The organism is Pseudomonas sp. MF08817 (genome assembly GCF_059862705.1).
Genome location: NZ_JCBCUY010000047.1, coordinates 1 through 19,070 on the forward strand (window position 1 = coordinate 1; position 19,070 = coordinate 19,070).

Genomic DNA, 19,070 nt, shown 5'->3' on the forward strand with positions numbered 1-19,070 from the left:
CAGGCTGAAGCCTTGGGCATTGCCGATTTGAATGGTGGCGCGTTCTTCAACGCTGAGTTCGGAATAGGACATAGGGGCAGCACCGTACCGGAAAGGTCAGGTGTTGCACTCAGTTTTTGCCGCCGCCAACCTCACCGGCACCGACCCCAACCGCCCCAAGTTTGACTACCCGCAACCCGGCGCCTGGTCGGATTGGAAAAAAGCCAACTTACCCATCTCGGCCGGCGCCATTGAACGCACGATACGGCCAGTGTTGTTCAATAACCGGCTGTTTGTGTTTTGGATCGAGTGCGTGGATAACAGCCCGGAGGCGACCACCGTCGAACAGAGCCATGTTCCCGGTGCTCCACCGACCCCCCTAGAACCGGGTTCACCGGTCACCACCATCAAGAACAACCCGATGTTGCGCTTGAACATGGTCTACAAAAAATACGACGACACCTGGAGCGTGCCGCAAACCTGTATCGAGGCGTGGAGCGAGGCGCCGCGGTTCAAGACGGAGAATCTTGAAGAGTGGGTTAACTGCATTGCCGTGCAGGACAGTTCGACATCGCCGGAGGCGATGTTCGTAGCGATGTATGCCGGCTATACCCCTGGCGATTCAGATGAAGGGAGAGACGATGAATACGCTTTTCTGAAAACGGCATTTGTTGATAAGAACTTTAATGTGAGCCCCCTTTTTCCATATGTTGGCAAGGTGCCTCAAATGGAAGTGACTCCCGGGGATAAAAAAGCCCATGTGTTAAAGGTTAGTCGTATTTTTGCCCACGCTAATGAGGGGCGCTTTCAATTCAAACTTCCTCCGTTCAGTATCCAGATAAAAAGTATCGAGAGCAGTATGCCGCACCCAGGTGTTGACTCTTGGGACTATAAACGGTGGCAGAGCAAAATTGCGGAGCCCGTAAAAGATGTGGATATTAGATATAACTCAGCGATGCAGCGCCTTGAATTTGACTCGAAGATAACGGCTCCATTTAGAACGCCCGTTGTGGAAGTTGGAATCGTTTTGGCTAGTGCAGGTATAAATGTCGGTACGATAAATCTAAAAATTGCAACTGACACTCCAGTTGACTCTTTGGGTCTTTATACTCTTTTGGAGGGTTCGTATATTGATTCTTACGGAGGCGCTTTTAACGAGTCCGCAGGGAAGTATTATTTTGCACTCTGGTTATTTAATCAGGACTCTCATGGCGCCAGTTTTCTTCGAGATGCCACCGGCGGACTCTGCACGCTGACTCATATATTTGCCGGTCAGTTTGAATCACTTGCCGGAAAAAAAATAACCAAGAAGGCTCTGGATGCTCTTCGCGAGGGAGTAGGAAGTATAAAGAGGTTTGAATATCAGCGAATTGAGCCCACTGCGGGTTGGATCATTAACCGGAATGTGAGTCGTGTATCCATTAGTGATCCTCTTGGTTTTCTACGAGCCATATTCAGGCCGCAGAACCTTAATAGCCTGACGCCGGTGCATCCGGGTTACAGCGCGCTTAGTTATACGGGTCATGTTTTGGAGAGGGAGCCGCCCAATACATGGTCGATAAATATACCTATCAATACGGATACGCTGCTGCCTGATTGGAATGTAAGTTGGCCGCAGAACTATAAAAAAATTCCGTTGATACATGGGGTCAAGGTATATACCCTGACCTCCGGCTCGGGAAACATAGAAGTCGGCCATGCCCTTAAACTAACCCAAGTTGAATTGCACCTGGTTGCTCAAGTCAGGAGCCCGCTTATCGCTCCACGTATCAGCACCCGCGCGAGCCCTATCCATGGTATCGCTGAGTTCATCGATTTTGCCGGCTCCGGTATCCCCCAGAGCGACGATGGCCTCGCTGCACGCCAACCCATCCGCATGAACACCTTGTTTGCACGCGAACTGATCTTTCGGGCCAGTATCGCCCTGGAAAACCTGCTCTCGTGGGAAACCCAAGGCCTGGAAGAACCTCCGCTGCAACCGCCCGCGGCCCGCAACCTCATGGATTTCCACGGTGCCAACGGCAAGTACTTCTGGGAGTTGTTCCTGCACCTGCCCTTTTTGGTCAGCCAGCGCCTGAGCCTGGAGCAGCAGTTCGACGGTGCCGAGCAGTGGCTGGGCTTTATCTTCGACCCCGCGCGCAAGGCAGGTAATGGTCGCCCGGCTTACTGGAACGTACGGCCATTGATGGATGACCCCATGGCCGGGACCGAAATGGACCACGCCACCCGCAAACCCGCCGACCCGGACGGCATCGCCAGCAGCCACCCGGTGCGCTACCGCAAGGCCATTTACCTGCACTACATCAAGAACTTGCTGGACCGCGGCGATGCGGCCTACCGGCAACTGACCCCCGACAGCCTTGGCGAAGCCAAGCTGTGGTACGTGCGCGTGCTCGACCTGCTGGGCCCGCGGCCGGATATCCGCCTGGTGGATCACTGGACGCCCATGACCCTCAAAGCCCTGAGCGACTCCACCAACCCCAGGTTGCGCGCCTATGAGCAGCGTTTGATCGCCCAGGACCAACAGCGCGAGCAAAGCGCCGCGGCCAATGACGGCCACTCGCTGTACAGCTTTGCCGAGCCGCCGCTGTACCTGCGCACCTTCGGCCACGACGCGAGCCTGGCGGACTTGGACAGCGACCACTTGCGCCTGCCGATCAACCAGCACCTGGTGCACACCTGGGACATCGCCGAGTCGCGCCTGGCCAACCTGCGCAACAACCGCACCCTGGACGGCAAGCCCCTGTCGCTGCCGCTGTTTGCCGCGCCCCTCAACCCTCGCGACCTGCTGGCGGCCTACGGCCAGGGCGCGGCCGGTGGCGGCAGTGCCCGGTTGCTGGCCCAGGATGTGCCGCACTACCGCTTCCACGTGATGCACAACCGCGCCGCCAGCGCGGTGGAAACCCTGATCCAGTTCGGCCAAACCCTGTTGTCGCTGATCGAGCGCAAGGAACAGGCGCAACTGCAGGAACTGCAATGCCAGCAAGCCTGGGAGTTCACTCAATTTGCCATCGACCTGCAACGCCAGGCGCACCTTGTTGACGAAGAAAGCCACAAAGCGCTGCAGGCGAGCAAGGCGATCGCCCAGGGGCGGCTGAAGTTCTACGCCAAATTGGCGGATGAGGTCGTCAATACCGGAGAAGTCGTAGCCGCCGCTCTGCATCTGACCGGCCGCGTGGCTGAGGGTGCTGGGGCGGCCGCCAAGGCTGTGGGGGGAGGCCTGAAGATTCCGCCGAACGCGGCAGGGGCAGTGGCCGGTGCGATTGTCGGATTTTCCAACGGAATCGTGGCCGGCTCCCATATAGGTGGCTGGCGCCTGGAAGGTGTACCGGGCATGGTCGAGGCCGTGGCTTATGGTCTTGGAGCCATCAGCCATGGCAGTGCCGAAGCCATCGACCGCGCCGAACAGTTTCGCCGCCGCCACCAGGAATGGACGCTCGCCCGCGACCAGGCGCAACTGGAAATCGAACACCTCGACGCCCAGATGGAGGTGCTCAAAGCCCAGGCCCAGGCCACCGAGTTGCAGTTGCGCCAGGCCCTGGTGGTCCAGGAGCAAGCGCTGGCCACCTATGCCTTCCTGGGTAAGCGTTTCACCAATGCCCAGCTCTACCAATGGCTCAACGGCCAGTTCGCCACCTTCTATTACCAGGCCTACGACGCGACCTTGGCCCTGTGCCTGGCGGCCGAAGCCTGCTGGCAGTTCGAGTTGGCCGACTACACCAGCGGCTTTATCCAGGCCGGCGCCTGGAACGACAGCTACCGCGGCCTGGGCGCCGGCGAGGCGTTGAAACTGCAACTGCTGAAAATGGAGGCCGCCTACCTGGCCCGCAACGGTCGGCACCTGGAAATCACCAAGACAGTGTCCGTGCGCCAACTGCGGGAAAAGGACCCGGCCTCGACCATCAATCAGGACTGGGTCACCGTCACCGCGCGTCTGCTCGACGAAGGTGTGGTGGCCTTTGAACTGACCCAGCCGATGTTCGACAAGGACTATCCCGGCCACTTGCTGCGCCGGATCAAGCGCATCAGCGTATCGCTGCCCGTGACCCTGGGCCCTTACGAAGACATCCGCGCCCTCCTGACCCAAACCTACAGTGGCGTGCGCATGGCCGACGGCAGCCTGCGGGAAAACCTGCGGGCCAGCCAGCAAGTGGCGCTGTCGGGCGGGGTGGACGACGACGGCTTATTCACCTTCGACTTCAATGACGAGCGTTACCTGCCGTTTGAAGGCACCGGGGCTATCTCGCGTTGGGTCCTGCACTTCCCCAACCACGTGCAGCAACTGCCCGCCTTGCAAAGCCTGACCGACATCATCGTGCACCTGCGCTATACCGCGCGGGCGGGGGGGAACTGAGGGTGAGCCGTGACGCAACGCAGGTTGTCAGCCCACCGTCACTGCCCAAGGGCGGCGGCGCCATTCGCAGTATTGGCGATGGCTTGGGGGTAGTGGGTAGCGGGGGGGCGGCGTCGTTTGGGCTGGCGTTGCCGATTTCTCCCGGCCGGGGGTTCGCGCCGTCCTTGTCGCTCGGCTACAGCAGCAGTACCGGTAACAGCCCTTTTGGCCTTGGCTGGAGCAAAACCGTCAAGGCTATTACCCGGCGTACCGCCAAGGGCGTGCCGGCCTACACCGATGGTGACCTGTTCGTCGGCCCGCAAGGGCAAACGTGGATGCCTGAGCGCGATAGCCACACGGGTGCCCTGGTCTCCCGGAGTGTGAGCCACTACAACGGCTTGCCGGTGGGCGATCACCGCGTCGTGCGGTATTGGCCCAGGATCGAAGATACCTTCACCTTGGTCGAGCACTGGACCGACGATACCGACCCGGCCGGTTTCTGGTTATTGCACGACGCCGACGGCAGCTTGCACCTGTATGGCAAAAGCCACGCCTCACGCCGGGCCGACCCTGATGACCGGCAGCATGTGGGCGTCTGGTTGCTCGATGAAAGCCTCAACACCCGAGGCGAGCACATCGTCTACACCTACCTGAGCGATGACCAGGGCCCGGATGAGCATCAGCCGCGTGACTACCGTGCGCAGCGTTACTTGAGCCAGGTGCACTACGGCAACCTGGATGCATGCGATCAGCTTTACGCCTGGCGCGCCGAGGGTTGGCAGGGGGTGCAATGGCTGTTTCACCTGGTGTTCGACTACGGCGAGCGGCCCTATACGCTGACGTCGATACCCGGCTACGAAGCGTCGCAACCCTGGCCCGAGCGTACCGATCCTTACTCCAGTTTCGAGTATGGCTTTGAGTTGACAACGCGGCGCCTGTGCCGGCAAGTCCTGATGTTCCACGATTTCCCCGAGTTGGGCCCCGAACCCGTGTTGGTGCAACGCCTGCTATTGGAATACCGGGAAACGGCTCTGGGCTACAACCATCTGTGCGCTGCCCACAGCCAGGCCTTTGGCCCTGACGGTAAGGCGCAGGGCCGCCCGCCCATGGAGTTTGACTACAACCCCTTCGATCTCCAGTGGGGCGCTGAGCGCTTTGAAGCCTTTGAACCCATGCCCGGCGTCAATGACGGACAGCGTTACCAGTTGGTGGACCTGTATGGTGAGGGGGTGCCGGGCATCCTGTACCGTGATGACAAGGCTTGGTACTACCGCGAGCCGCTGCGGGCAACACCGGCGAGCCATGCCGATGAGGTGGCTTACGGCCCCTGGTGCGAACTCCAGCAGTTCCCCAACACCAATAGCTCAAAGCCTGTGTGGCAATTTCTCAGCGACATCACCGGCGACGGTTCGCTCGATTGGGTAATGGCGCAGCCTGGTCTGGCGGGTTTCTTCACCTGCAAGCCCGAGCGCAGTTGGTCGAACTTTACCCCGCTGGAGGCGTTCCCCCAGGAGTTTTTCCACCCGCAGGGGCAGTTGGTCGACCTGATGGGCAATGGCCTGTCGGACTTGGCCATGATCGGCCCGCGCAGTGTGCGCTTGTACGCCAACCGCCGGGAAAAAGGCTTTGCCCCTGGGCAAGAGGTGGCCCGTGAAGCTGACGAGGACGCCTTGCCAATGCCCAGCAACAACGCCTGCGAACTGGTGGCGTTCAGTGATGTGATGGGCAGTGGCCAGCAACACCTGATCCGCCTCCGCCACAACGAACTCAAATGCTGGCCCAACCTGGGCCGCGGGCGTTTCGGCAAAGGCTTTGTGTTCAGCGAGCTGACGTTTGCCTACGAAGAATTTGACGCCTCGCGGGTACTGCTGGCGGATCTGGACGGTTCCGGTGCCGCCGATCTGATTTACCTACAACCTCAGGGTGCGCTGATTTTCATCAACCGTAGCGGCAACGGCTTTCAGAACCAGCCCATTTTCCTGCCATGGCCAGAAGGCGTGTGCTACGACCGCTTTTGTCAGGTCAGTACCGCCGACTTGCAGGGGTTGGGTTGTGCCAGCCTGGTGCTGACGGTTCCCCATATGACGCCCCGGCATTGGCGTTACGACTTTGTCAGGGCCAAGCCCTATTTGCTCTGTGCAACCAACAACAACATGGGGGCGGCGACGACGATCGGTTACCGCAGTTCGGCCCAGGAGTGGCTGGATGAGAAGCACCACCTACTGGCCTGCGGCCGCTCGCCAGTGTGTCGCTTGCCCTTTCCCGTGCCCGTGGTTGGCAACCAGACCCAGCATGACGAAATCACCGGCAATCGACTGACCCAGCGGTTTACCTATCGAGAGGGGTTTTATGACCCGACGGAACGTGAGTGGCGTGGCTTTGGCCTACTGCTGAGCACCGATTGTGAAGCGTTTGCAGGGCCCCATCAGGAGGGCTACAGCGCGCCGGTGTTGCGCAAGACCTGGTTTCATGTCGGGCGTGATTTGCACCAGCACTGCGAGGGCTGCTTTGCGGGTGACCCCAGCGCCCAGCCCTTAGGGCCTCACCTGCTGAGCCGTTATCACGAGCAAGACGGGCTCGATCAAATCACCGAACCCAGCGGCCCGCAGCGCGAGGCCATGCTCGTGGCGCTTGCCGGCCAAGTGCTGCGCGTTGAGACATTCGCCGCCGATAGCGGCGTGGGCGTGCCGTACACCCTGGAACAAAATCGCTACCTGGTGCGCCAGTTGGATCGGCCGGTCGGTGGCCGGTTTGCCCCTTATACCGTGATGCTGACGCTGCCCGTGGAGGCCATCAGCTACCACTACGAGCAACAGGCCAATGACCCGGCTTGTCGCCACAGTGTCGGTTTGCGCTGGGATGCCTTTGGCCAATTGAACCAGGGTATTGTCGTCAGCTATGCCCGCCGTTTGAGCGCTGGGGATAACCCGCCCGTGCAACCCGATGAACGCTGGTGCAGTGATGCCCACGATGAGGCGCAACAGGCCTATTACCTGCACGAAACCTTGGCGCAGTTTATCCATCTCACGCAGCTGCAAGGCTGGCACCTGGGCCTGGCGTACTTGCAGCGGGAGAACGCCTGGCGATTGGGTAAAGGCGCAGGGCCGGAAGGCTTGACCCCCCAGGCCATCAGCTACGAGGCTTTTAGCCGCCAGAGCGACGACAACCCCCTGCACCCGCACGCCAAACGGGTGTTGGTTCGCCAATCGGTACAGCGTTATCGCGACCCGACAGACCTTTCGCATTACCTCCCCCTGCCCAATGGCGCCGCCAGTTTCGAGGCCTTGGCCGATTGTCAGGAAATTGCTGAACTCGATAGCACCGCTCTAGCGGCTTATGACCTGTTGCGAAACGAGCAGGGTGAAATGCCCTTCGACCTTGAGGCGAGGCTCTTGGCGAGCGGTTATCACAAGATGCCCTGGGTGTTGGACGGGGGGGCGAACTCCCAAACGCCGCTGTGGTCGGTCAAGCGCGGCTTCAACACCTATGCGCCGCTGAGTGGCTTTTACAACGTACTGACCGTGCGCCCGACTCTGAGCCACGGGGTCACCCACCTGGGCTATGACCCTCGTTGGCTGCTCAATACCCGCGTGCAGTTGCCGGACGGTTGCCAGACCCGCGTCGACAGCATCGATTACCGCCTGCTGCTGCCGACGCGAACGGTTGACGCCAATCGCACTGTCCAACAAGCCTGCTACGGAGCTTTCGGCCAAGTGTTTGCCACCAGTCATCAGGGGACAGAGCTGGGCGTGCCCGTTGGCTTTGCGCCGATAGAGGACTATCAGCGCCCACAAGACGACACCCCAACCTACGCCATCCAGGCCTCCGACAACGCCTTGCTCAACGCTGCAACGGCCTACTTTGAGGACCCATTCAGCTGGATGGGGATCGTGCCCGAGGCAGCCCGTAAAGATGCGGCCTGGCTGGAGGAATGCATTGCCCGGGGCGATGTGTTGCCCAGTGGGCATATCCGTGCCAGCGCTCGCCAGTTGCCGACCCTGGAGCGCTTGACGCAAGCCCGTCAGCGTTTGCTTGCGTTGATTCCAAAGGTGCCCCGCGAACCGATGCACTCGGCCACCTTGCAGGCCGACCGCTACCCTGGCGATCCGCGACGGCAAATTCGGATTGCCCTGACCTGTTGGGACGGTTTTGGCCGGGCCTTGCAAAGCAAGGACAAAGCCGAACCGGGTGATGCCTATCAGGTCAGTGAGGCGGGGGCGTTGGTACTGGACGAGGTAGGCCAGCCCATCACCTGGCACACGGTGGCGCGCTGGCGGGTCAGCGAGCGCGTGGAGTACAACAACAAAGGCGAAGCGGTGCGGCGCTACCGCCCCTATTTCGCCGATCAGCCTCGCTACATTGACGACGCCTGCTTCAGGCAATTCGGTTATTACGACCAGCAGTTCTACGACCCACTTGGCCGTCCGAGCCGTACCGTCATGGCCAAGGAAGGCTACCTGCGGCGTTACACGTACCGGCCTTGGTACAGCCTTTTTGAGGATGAAAACGACACCTGGGAAGAGGTGCTGGCGCAGCAGGGCAAAACCGCTGCCACCCGCTCGGTTGACAGCCAGACGCCCACCTTGAATGTGATCGACCCTCGTGACCTGGCCGTTCGCACAGTGAGTTACTGGCGCAATGCTGCGGATCAGCCTGCGCAGCTACGGTGCCAACGAAGAGCCTTCGACGATGCTGGCAGAGTAGTTGCTGAATGGGACCCCCGTTTATCAGCCGATGCTGGCGCGCCCGCCAACGTGCTGAACATCTGGGCGCTAAGTGACAAAACCTTGGGTTGGCGCAGTGTCGATGCGGGTTGGCGCGTCAGTTTGTACGCACAAAGTGGGGCGTTGGAGCAGGCCTGGGACGCTCGCGGTCTTCAGCGCCTGACGCAATACGATGGGTTGCTGCGGCCCCTGGCGGTGTTCGAGCAAGGTTGCACGCAACGTTACGAGTACGCGGGTGCCGAGGCACACCTGGCCGGTCGCAACCTGTGCGGGCGACTGATTCGCCACGACGACCCGGCAGGCACATCGCTATGGGAGGGCTATGGCATGGCGGGCCAAGTGCTGGAGCAACGCCGGTACTTTTTGCGTGAACTGGAGCCACCGAACTGGCCACTGCCGTTGCCGCAGCGCGATGCCTTGCTCGAACCTGGCGAAGGCCTGCTAAGCGCGTATCGGTTCAATGCCCTGGGCGAGTTATGGACGCAAACCGATGCGCAGGGTAATCGCCACTACTTCAACCAAACCATTGACGGCCAACTGCGCGATTGCGCGCTACACCTTAACGGCGCGGCGGCCCCCCAGGTGTTGGCCGGTGACATCCACTACACCGCCCAGGGGCAGATCGAGCGGCAAACCTGTGGCAATGGCGTCGCCTGCCAATGGCATTACGACGCCTGGAACGGCCGCCTGATCCGGCTGCGCTCCACAGCGGCCAATGGCGAGCGACTCCAGGACTTGAATTACAGCTACGACCCGGTGGGCAACATGCTGAGTATCGAGGACAAAGCCATGGTGGTTCGCCACTTCGCCAACCAGCGTATTGACCCTATCAATCGCTACACCTACGACAGCCTTTACCAATTGGCCCACGCCACCGGGTGGGAGGCTGGCAGCGCCCGGCGCGGGCCAAAGCATATTGAAGACCCCAACGCCGTCGCCCAGTACCAACAGACCTATCGCTACGATGCTGGCGGCAACCTGGTAGAGCTGATTCATCAAGGGCCACAAAACCATGGCCGTAAACTGACCGTGGCCCGCTACAGCAATCGCTGCCTGCCTGACCAAAACGGGCACCCACCCAGCGAAGCGGAAATTGCCGCCCGTTATGACGCCAATGGCAACCTACTGGCCCTGGAGCCGGGCCGGCACCTGAGCTGGGATGGGCGCAACCAGTTGCAGCAGGTCTGCCCCGTGGCACGGGCTAGCGCCCTCAATGATGTCGAGCGCTATATCTACGATGCCGATGGCCTGCGCCGGCGCAAGGTCTACCTGGCGCACACCCAGGCGCGCACACTCATCAGCGAAACCCGTTATTTACCAGGGCTGCAAATGCGCAGCAGCGAGGAGCAAAGCCTGCACGTCATCACCGCCCAGGCCGGGCTAGTGAGCGTCCAGGTGCTGCACTGGCAATCGGGTGCACCCAAGCACCTGGGCAATGACCAGTACCGCTATCACCTGGCCGACCACCTGGGTTCCTGCACGTTGGAATTGGACAGCGACGCCCAGATCGTCAGCCACGAAACCTATCATCCGTTCGGTACGACGGCGTTTAGCGATCAAAGCGATGGCAGTTATCGAACGCAGCGGTATTCAGGCAAGGAGCGCGATGCGACGGGGCTTTATTACTATGGTTTGCGTTACTACATACCGTGGATGCAGCGTTGGGTTAATCCGGACCCGGCGGGTGCGATCGATGGCCTCAATCTGTACCGGATGGTCAGAAACAATCCCGTCAATCTGGTTGATCCCGATGGCCTGACGCCGGAGGGAGATTTGTTCAGAAAAATGTTCAACTCCAAGGTGTTTATTAAGGCCTTTAGGAAAAATCCCGAACAGGCAATACAAGAAATGGAGCAGGTATTGCACGCCGAAAGCTACCCGCCTGAACTAATTAGTGGCGTTGTAAGACGGCTCAGGGCGCAGATACCAGCGGATGTTTCTGCACTCTCGGCGCAAGCCCAGGCGATGAGCCTGGACTCGGCGCCTCAAAAAACAATAAGTGGGGGGGGCTATGAAAACATGAAGGATTTTTTCGCCATCTACTCCACTAACGCCGGCTCTTCAGCCATTAACTCGGCACTGAGGGCTAACCGGCCCTTATCCGTTTCAGGCAAAAAGGTGGTGTCGGAATTGGCGGCGCGTCATGGCAGCCATCACTTTGAGGGGCGTACAGGCACACAGCGCAAACTGAACTTGATCGCGGTAGCCGACACGCTTGATGTGGCAGATATGAAAAAAGTCGCCAATCAGCTCTACCAACAATCCAACCAGGCCGTCAGTACCTTTTACCGAGGGCAGGATGTCACCTCCGCTGCCCTGGATAGTTTTTCCGATGCGATTGAAGCAGGAAGCATCCTGTACTCCCTCAGCCCGCTTTCCGTCTCCAGGGATAAAACCGTAGCCGAGGGTTTTATGACCGGCACCATTCCCGTGCTGATGGAAATCCGCGGCTTCAGTGCATCTGTCATGACGTCGTCGCTGACAGCCGACGGCGAGCAAGAGCGCATATTTTCACCTCACGCCGATTTTAAAGTGAGCGCTATGGGCACCAGGGCTACGAATTCCGCTCAGTACTTAATCCGACTTGAAGAAGTGCGGGGGCATCGAGGCCCGCGAACGCCGCTGTATTACTGAGGGTGGGTGCCTGGCATGCCAGCGTTCGCGGCCTCACGACCGCTGTCGCGAGCAAGCCCTGCTCCTCGGCGCCCCTACAACCGCCCCGCCAACCCAAACCGCTTCATCAGCCCCTTCTCCAGCCACCCCTTGGGCACCAGCGCCGCCAGCAAGGGCAGGGCGCGGCTGCCGTTGCCCAGGCGTAGCAGGCGCGGGGGCGTGGTTTGTTGCACGGCTTTGAGCAGGTCGGCGGCGAAGTCACGGGCTGGGGTGGGTTTGTCCTGGGAGGCCTTAGCGCGGGCGCGGATGCCTTCGCGCAGGGGCCACCAGGGCGAGGTTTCGTTTATCAACTGTTCGGCCTCATGCCCGGCGTTTTTCGCAAAACTCGAGGCGATGGCACCCGGTTGCACCTCCATCACCCGGATGCCGAACGGCGTCAGCTCCATGCGCAGCGCATCGCTCAGGGCATGCACCGCCGCCTTGGACGCGCAATAGGCCCCGGCGAACGGCGTCACCAGCACCCCCGAGACACTGCCGATGTTCACCACCAGGCCCCGGCTCGCCCGCAGCAGTGGGAACAGCGCCGCCGTCACGCCCACCGGGGCGAACACATTGGTCTGGAACTGGCGCTGCAGGGCCTGCACGCCGCCATCGAGCAGCGGCCCCATGGCGCCGTAACCGGCGTTGTTAACCAACACATCCAGGCCACTGCCATGCTGTTCCAGGCGCAGGGCCAGGGCTTGTAGCGCGGCGCTGTCATTGACGTCCAACTGCACTGCGTTGAACCCGGCCGCAGCCAGGGCCGCCACATCCTCGACCTGGCGGGCCGTGGCCCAGACGTCATACCCGGCGTTCTTGAACGCCTCGGCCAACGCGCGGCCAATGCCGCTGGAACAACCGGTAATCAACACCACAGGCATAGCGCGCTCCTTGTGCAAGAAAAGGGATCAATCGGAAAAATGGCCCTGCAAGCGCTCGGCCCGAAACTCCAGGGTTTGCGGGCGATAGCCTGGGCGCAGCGGCGGCAATGGCAAACAATCCTGCCAATCGGCGCCGGCCTGCAACTGCCCGGGGCCACGGTAGCGCGGCGCGGCGTACTGATTGTCTGCCAGGTCCACCGTGTCCCCCGGCGCATAGGCGGCGATGCGCCAGCGCAACTCGGTCAGTGGCACGTCGTTGCCATTGTTCAGGGCCAGCAGCAACGGGCGGTCGGCTGGGCACTGCTGGGGCGCGTAGCTGATGCGCAACTCCAGGCGCGCCAGTTGCCGCGCTTCGCGGTTGTCCAGCCATACCACCCAAGTGGCCACCAGGCCCAGGCCCACTGCCGCCGCCAACGACACCGGCACAGCCTTGGCCGGGTAGCGCAATAGCAACACCAGCCAGGTGACGACCAGCAAAACGCCAATGAACATGGCAGGGCACTCCAGATAAACCGAAGGCCATCGTACCGCCACTAGGCTGCACCAGCCCAGCGCAAACTCGGGGCGCAGCGAGGGGCGGGCCGCCGTCTGTCGCTACTGTCAGTTCTGACAGTAGCCCGCCGGCCCTTCAAGGTGTTTGCTGCGGGAACTTCCCCACGGACGCACCACCATGGCCACTGTGCACCGCGCCACCCCCACCCTCACCGCCCTCGACCCGCGTGGCCTGGTGGTGCGCTCGGTTGCTTATTGCCGCAGCGCCGCCGATGGCCCGGCGGATGTGCGCATCCACCGCACAGAGCATGACCGCGCCGGATGGGCCGTGGCCCTGTGGGACCCGCGTTTGCTGGCAGACCCCAGCGCGCCGGCTAACCTGGCGACCCTTTACTCGCTGCGGGGCCACGTGCTGGGCACCGAAAGCGTGGACGCCGGGTGGCGGCGCAACCTGTGGGGCGCTGCGCAGCAGTGGATGAACGCTTGGGACGGGCGCGGCACGCTACGGCGCAACGCCTTCGACCTGCGGTTGCGCCCGCTGGCAGTGTTCGAGCAGGGTGGTTGTACCGAGCGCTACCGCTATGGCGACGGCACGTTCCCCCGTAACCAGCGGGGCCAGTTGATCCGCCACGACGACCCGGCCGGCACAGTGCTGTTTACCGAGTACGGCGTGGCCGGCCAGGCGTTGCAGCACATCCGCCGTTTTCTCCAGGCACTCGATGCGCCGGATTGGCCCGAGGCGCTCGCGCAGCGCGATGCCTTGCTGGAACCCGCCCCAGGTGCGACCAGCCACACCCGCGTCAATGCCATGGCCGAGGTGGTCGAGCAAACCGACGCCAAGGGCCACCGGCAATTGTTCAGCCACACCCCCAGCGGCCAGTTGCGCCAGGTGCAACTGCAACTGGCCGGGCAGGGCCACCGCCAGACGCTGGTGTCGGCCATCCGCTACGACGCCCAGGGCCGTACCGAGCAGGAAACCGCCGGCAATGGCGTGGTCACCACCCTCACTTACCGCGCCGAGGACGGCCGCTTGATCCGCTTGCATGCGGCGGGGCCTCAAGTGCTGCAAAACCTGCATTACGCCTACGACCCCGTGGGCAATGTGCTGGAGTTGCACCCCGGGCAAACCCTGGCCTGGGACCGGCGCAACCAGTTGCATGAGGTGCAACCGGTGCAGCGCGACAGCGCCCCCGACGACAGCGAACGCTACCTCTACGGCGGCGATGGCTTGCGGGTGCGCAAGGTGCAATCGAGCCAAACCCACACCCGCACGGTGACACGCGAAGTGCGCTACCTGCCGGGCCTGGAAATCCGCACCCGCCCCAGCGAAACCCTGCACGTCATCGTGGTGCAAGCCGGGCGCAACGCCGTGCGGGTACTGCACTGGGAAACTGAACCGCCAGTGGCCAACGATCAAATCCGCTACAGCGCCAGCGATCATCTGGGCTCTTGCACCCTGGAGCTGGACAGCGCCGGCGCGGTGATAAGCCACGAGACGTACCACCCCTTCGGCACCACGGCGTGGTTTGCCGGTAGAAGTGAAGTAGAGGCCCGTTATAAAACCGTGGGTTATTCCAATAAAGAACGCGATGCCACGGGGCTTTATTACTACGGCTTTAGGTATTACATGCCGTGGTTACAGCGCTGGGTTAATCCGGACCCAGCGGGGGAAGTTGATGGGCATAATTTTTATGGGTTCGTGAGTAATCATCCCATCGGTTTTGTTGATTGGAGTGGCTTGATAAAGTGGCCTTGGGAAAAGTCGAGGTCAGTATCATCCGGTGTCAATGAGCTGGCTGAGATATTTAATCGCCCTAATGAGGATCAGCGAAGGTTGATGAGCAAAGAAGAGCGGGAGCGGATGGGAGTGAAACTTAATTATCTGGCTTCTAACAGTCAGGATGGGCCAACGCTTAGAGAGTACGCTGAGGGTGGTACCGGCTTGTCCGATCAAATCAACAATCACCTGCGGGGGTTGCCGACGACTACGCGCAATATTGAGGAAGTGGTGAAAACGTTCAAAGCAGAGGTTGCAGCGCTACCAGAGTATAAAGGCGAGGCGTATAGAGCTTTTAGGGCCGGGAAAGACGTATTCAATGGTGTGGTTAGATAGGGGCATACAGTGGCCGATCAAGGGTTTATGTCCGCAAGTGTAGTTCCACATAATGTTGTTCATTGGCTTGAAAGTTGGGCGGATAACAAAGCGGATGTTGTTGAGGATCAGCAGAGGGTATTGATTTGTTTTGATGAGAGCGTCCCTAAAAAAATTGCCGCTAAAGGATTTCTCTTCGACCATTTATTGGTGGTTCCTATGACCCAGCTAAAAGTTAAGGAGATTAGAACTGTGGTTTCTGAGGGGCGTCAGAGTGTGACTATTGTGGGGCTCAAGTATGCAGGTGAGAACAATATGAAGGAGGTTCGCAATATCAGAACAGGGACGGTGCTGTTGACAGCGGCAGATCAAAGGATGATGAGGAAAAATTGAAGTGAATTGGAGTTCAAGCCACGCCCAGCCCCCTGCGTTATAGGCAACGCAGAAGGCCAGGTAGGCAATGTCGGTTACTTGAGCCTGTGTGGGCGCGAGCCTGCTCGCGCCCACACAGTCAGCACCTACACGAGAGGCTCGTCACTGGGCGATGGTTTTCACCGACACGCCGCGCTCCAGCGGGGTGGAGCGGCCGTAGATGTCCTCGAAGCGTTCGATGTCGTCTTCGCCCAGGTAGCTGCCGGACTGCACTTCGATGATTTCCAGGGGGATCTTGCCCGGGTTGCGCAAGCGGTGGACGGAGGCGATGGGGATGTAGGTGGACTGGTTTTCGGTGAGCAAAAACACGTTGTCATCGCAGGTGACTTCGGCGGTGCCGCTGACCACGATCCAGTGTTCGGCGCGGTGGTGGTGCATTTGCAGCGACAGGCACGCGCCGGGTTTGACCGAGATGTGCTTGACCTGGAAGCGCCCGCCCATGTCCACCGAGTCGTAGGAGCCCCACGGGCGGTAGACCTCGCAGTGGTTCTGGGTTTCGCTGCGGCCCTGGGCGTTGAGGGTGTTGACCATCTGTTTGACGCCTTGGACCTTGTCCTTGTGGGCGATCATCATCGCGTCCTTGGTTTCCACGACCACGATGTTTTCCAGGCCGATCACCGAAACCAGTTTGCCGTTGCCGTGGATCATGCAGTTGCGGCTGTCCTGGATCACCACGTCGCCCTTGGTGACGTTGCCGTTGGCGTCCTTGGCGTTGACTTCCCATAGCGACGACCAGCAGCCCACGTCGCTCCACCCGGCGCTCAGCGGCACCACGCAGGCGTCGAGGGTTTTTTCCATCACGGCGTAGTCGATGGAGTTGTCGGGGCAGCAGGCGAAGGTGGCTTCGTCGAAGGTCAGGGTGTCGGCGTCCTGTTCGCTGCGTTCCAGGGTCAGCAGGCAGGTGTCGTAGATGTCCGGGTCGTGTTTTTTCAGCTCTTCGAGGAAGCGGCTGGCACGGAACAGGAACATGCCGCTGTTCCAGAAGTAACCGCCCTCCTTGATGAATGCGGTGGCACGTTTGACGTCGGGTTTTTCGACAAAGCGCTGCACCCGGCTCACGCCTTCGGGCAGCGCGGCATCGAGGTTGGCCTTGATGTAGCCGTAGCCGGTTTCCGGTTTGGTCGCCGGCACGCCGAACAGCACCATCTCGCCGCGCTCGGCGGCCACGGTGGCCAGGGCGAGGGCGCGTTGCAGGGCTTTTTGATCGTCGAGCACGTGGTCGGCGGGCAGCACCAGCATTAGCTCATCGCGGCCCTCGTTGACCAGCATCATTGCGGTCAAGGCCACAGCCGGCGCGGTGTTGCGCCCGAATGGCTCCATCAGGATGCGCTGGGTGTCCAGGCCACGGCTGGCCAGTTGTTCGTTGACGATAAAGCGGTGGTCCTTGTTGCACACCACAATGGGCGCGTCCATGCCGTCGAACACCAGGCGCTCCAGGGTTTGCTGGAACAGGGTGTGCTCGCCGGTCAGGGCCAGGAACTGCTTGGGAAATTGCTTGCGCGACAGCGGCCACAGACGCGAACCGCTACCGCCGGACAGGATGACTGGGATCATGGTTTTTCTCCGAAAAAAGAGGGGGAGGGCAGTTGCAAGCGGCAAGCTTCAAGCGGCAAGTAAGGGCTTTTTACTTGCAGCTTGCCGCTAGTAGCTGGGCGCACTCAGCGCGCCTTGACCCACACGGGAGAAAGGCTGGCGCCCTGGCCGGTGACGTACAGCACCGCCGCTTCGCCGCGCTCCAGGGCGACGGGTTTGACGTCGCCGACTTTCTGGTTGCCGTCGTACAGGGCCAGGCTGACTTTCACCGGGTTGATTTCGCGCTCGCCACGGCCCTGGGCGGCCACGCGCTTGACCACTTCGGTCTTGCCGTCGGCGGTTTTCAGGGTCAGGGGTTTGTCGCTGAGGTTTTGCACGCGCACCAGGGATTTCTGTTTGTTCTTGAACGGCGGTTCTTCGATCAGTTGCGGCTGGCCTTTGCCGGTAGTGACCAGGGTGTAGTAGTGGTCGGCGGCCAGTTTCACCGCCAGGTTCTGGCTGCCGACTTTGGCGCTGTAGTCGCCGCCGGGCATGAAGCTGAAGTCGCTGCTGGCCAGGGGGGCGACCTCGTTGAGGTTGGTGCTGCCGACGGTGGCGCTGACCTCAGCATTGCTGGCGTTGTACACGCGCACAAAGCTGGAGCCCTTGGGCGCCACCGGGCCGTAGAGCGCGGCGTCGCCGGCGAAGGCGGGGGCCATGAGGCCCAGGCCGGCGGCCAGGACGAGGGTGTGGGCGAAACGGGTGGGGAAGGTCATGGGTGTACCTCTCTTCTTCAGTTTTGCGCCCGGGTGGGCGTCTCGGGTTTAGGGCTGCTGGCCACGCTTTGTTGGCGTGCGCCGGTTTGCTTGAGCGCCGCGACCCACTGCGGGTCGGCGTCGCCGATTTCGTTGTTGACGGGCAGGTAGCGCTCGGGGAATTCCCAGATCAGCACCTGGGGCGGGTGGTGGATGAAGTCGTCGCTCTTGAGGTAGCTGAGCATCGGCAGGATCGGCCCGTGGCCGTCTTCGGCGTAGCTGAGTACGTCGCTGCTCAGGGCTTGCTTGAGGGCACCGACGAAGTTCCAGTCGGGGTTGGCGCTGTAGCTGGTGCCCACCAGCGCCACCGGGACTTCGCGGTCGGCGAACAGGGCGTCGTCGCCGGCGCCAGGCTCGACGGCACGGGTCACGCGTTTGTCCAGGGGCTCGCGGGCCGGCATGAGGTTCTCGAACAGTGGGTCCAGGGGCAGGAAGCGGCGCAGGTCGCCCTGGTGGCTGACCCGCTCGCTGGCCTCGGTGACAAAGCGCTGGGGCTCGCCGCTCAGGGGCGTTTTAGCGCGGATGGTGTGGGCCAGTTGCTCGGCGGCGATCTGCGCGCCTTGCGGGGTCCAGTGGGTGTCGGTGCGCAGGAACACCTGCTCGCCGGCCTGTTTGGCCCGTTGCAGGGGGCCGAGCAGGTCGGGGGCCAGCACCCGGTGGGCGGCCAGGCGTGCGTGGAAGTCGCGGTACAGGTCGGCGTGGATGCGCGCCGGTTGCACTTCGCCCAGGTGTTCGGGGTACAGGCGCGCCTTGGCCGGCACCACCGCCATCACCAGTTGCACGCCTTTGTCCTTGAGGGCCTGGCGCACGCCTTCGACCAGGGCGTAGTTGCCTTGCAGGTTGAGTTCTTCGTTGACGGCCGGGTTGAACTCTTCGTCGCTGTACAGCCATTGGCTGCGGCCCAGCACCACGCCGGGGCGGCCTTCGTTGAACAGTTTGAAATCCAGCGCGGCCCACAGGTTGGTGCCCAGGCGTTTGATGGGGAATTGGTCGTCGTAGTGGGTCTCTACCGCTTTGCTCCAGCGCCCGTTGAGCACGCTGGCGTCGGGGCCGGTGGCAAAGCCGAAAAAGCTGCGCAGCGACCAGCCGCCCAGCACGAGCAGCAGGGCCAGGAACAGCGCGATGTAGAGGAGGCGTAAAGAGCGGGTCATGGCAGGC

The 19,070-nt window shown here is 61.4% G+C and carries 9 protein-coding genes and 1 pseudogene; 5 read left to right on the plus strand and 5 right to left on the minus strand.

The window, feature by feature from the left end:
* Window positions 1-100 precede the first annotated feature (100 nt).
* From AC19YR_RS22355 to AC19YR_RS22365, 3 genes and pseudogenes are all read left to right on the plus strand, one after another.
* A pseudogene (locus AC19YR_RS22355) lies at window positions 101-445 on the plus strand (neuraminidase-like domain-containing protein); the annotation flags it as partial.
* Window positions 446-1,855: 1,410 nt separating this feature from the next.
* On the plus strand, window positions 1,856-4,333 hold the full coding sequence (locus AC19YR_RS22360; protein ID WP_500600193.1) for a Tc toxin subunit A-related protein: 2,478 nt from the start codon (window positions 1,856-1,858) through the stop codon (window positions 4,331-4,333).
* Between the two features lie 2 nt (window positions 4,334-4,335).
* A complete protein-coding gene (locus AC19YR_RS22365; RefSeq protein ID WP_500600173.1) occupies window positions 4,336-11,670 on the plus strand; it encodes a SpvB/TcaC N-terminal domain-containing protein in 7,335 nt (2,444 codons plus the stop codon).
* Window positions 11,671-11,744: 74 nt separating this feature from the next.
* Here AC19YR_RS22365 and AC19YR_RS22370 read toward each other — a convergent pair whose 3' ends face one another.
* The gene (locus AC19YR_RS22370; RefSeq protein ID WP_500600174.1) at window positions 11,745-12,569 is read right to left on the minus strand and encodes an SDR family oxidoreductase; all 825 of its coding nucleotides are present in this window, start codon (window positions 12,567-12,569) and stop codon (window positions 11,745-11,747) included.
* Window positions 12,570-12,596: 27 nt separating this feature from the next.
* The gene (locus tag AC19YR_RS22375) at window positions 12,597-13,061 is read right to left on the minus strand and encodes a multidrug transporter (RefSeq protein WP_095106139.1); all 465 of its coding nucleotides are present in this window, start codon (window positions 13,059-13,061) and stop codon (window positions 12,597-12,599) included.
* Between the two features lie 178 nt (window positions 13,062-13,239).
* Between AC19YR_RS22375 and AC19YR_RS22380 the strand changes: the two genes are divergently transcribed.
* Window positions 13,240-15,174: an RHS repeat domain-containing protein gene (locus AC19YR_RS22380; RefSeq protein WP_500600176.1), complete on the plus strand. Its 1,935-nt coding sequence runs from the start codon at window positions 13,240-13,242 to the stop codon at window positions 15,172-15,174.
* Between the two features lie 9 nt (window positions 15,175-15,183).
* Window positions 15,184-15,546, plus strand: coding sequence for a hypothetical protein (locus AC19YR_RS22385; RefSeq protein WP_500600177.1), 363 nt, complete (start codon window positions 15,184-15,186; stop codon window positions 15,544-15,546).
* 141 nt (window positions 15,547-15,687) lie between these two features.
* Here the strand turns inward: AC19YR_RS22385 and AC19YR_RS22390 are convergent, their stop codons facing one another.
* From AC19YR_RS22390 to AC19YR_RS22400, 3 genes are all read right to left on the minus strand, one after another.
* Window positions 15,688-17,139: a mannose-1-phosphate guanylyltransferase/mannose-6-phosphate isomerase gene (locus tag AC19YR_RS22390; protein WP_095106144.1), complete on the minus strand. Its 1,452-nt coding sequence runs from the start codon at window positions 17,137-17,139 to the stop codon at window positions 15,688-15,690.
* A 104-nt stretch (window positions 17,140-17,243) separates the two neighbouring features.
* Window positions 17,244-17,873, minus strand: coding sequence for an alginate O-acetyltransferase AlgF (locus tag AC19YR_RS22395; protein ID WP_095106145.1), 630 nt, complete (start codon window positions 17,871-17,873; stop codon window positions 17,244-17,246).
* A 17-nt stretch (window positions 17,874-17,890) separates the two neighbouring features.
* Window positions 17,891-19,063, minus strand: a complete 1,173-nt coding sequence (locus tag AC19YR_RS22400) for an alginate O-acetyltransferase (RefSeq protein ID WP_095106147.1) — start codon at window positions 19,061-19,063, stop codon at window positions 17,891-17,893.
* Window positions 19,064-19,070 lie beyond the last annotated feature (7 nt).

Bases quoted from the DNA above. Each gene is read 5' to 3' on its own strand.
- AC19YR_RS22400 (WP_095106147.1), bottom strand. From the start codon at position 19,063: ATGACCCGCTCTTTACGCCTCCTCTACATCGCGCTGTTCCTGGCCCTG.
- AC19YR_RS22395 (WP_095106145.1), bottom strand. From the start codon at position 17,873: ATGACCTTCCCCACCCGTTTCGCCCACACCCTCGTCCTGGCCGCCGGC.
- AC19YR_RS22380 (WP_500600176.1), top strand. From the start codon at position 13,240: ATGGCCACTGTGCACCGCGCCACCCCCACCCTCACCGCCCTCGACCCG.
- AC19YR_RS22360 (WP_500600193.1), top strand. From the start codon at position 1,856: ATGAACACCTTGTTTGCACGCGAACTGATCTTTCGGGCCAGTATCGCC.
- AC19YR_RS22390 (WP_095106144.1), bottom strand. From the start codon at position 17,139: ATGATCCCAGTCATCCTGTCCGGCGGTAGCGGTTCGCGTCTGTGGCCG.
- AC19YR_RS22370 (WP_500600174.1), bottom strand. From the start codon at position 12,569: ATGCCTGTGGTGTTGATTACCGGTTGTTCCAGCGGCATTGGCCGCGCG.
- AC19YR_RS22375 (WP_095106139.1), bottom strand. From the start codon at position 13,061: ATGTTCATTGGCGTTTTGCTGGTCGTCACCTGGCTGGTGTTGCTATTG.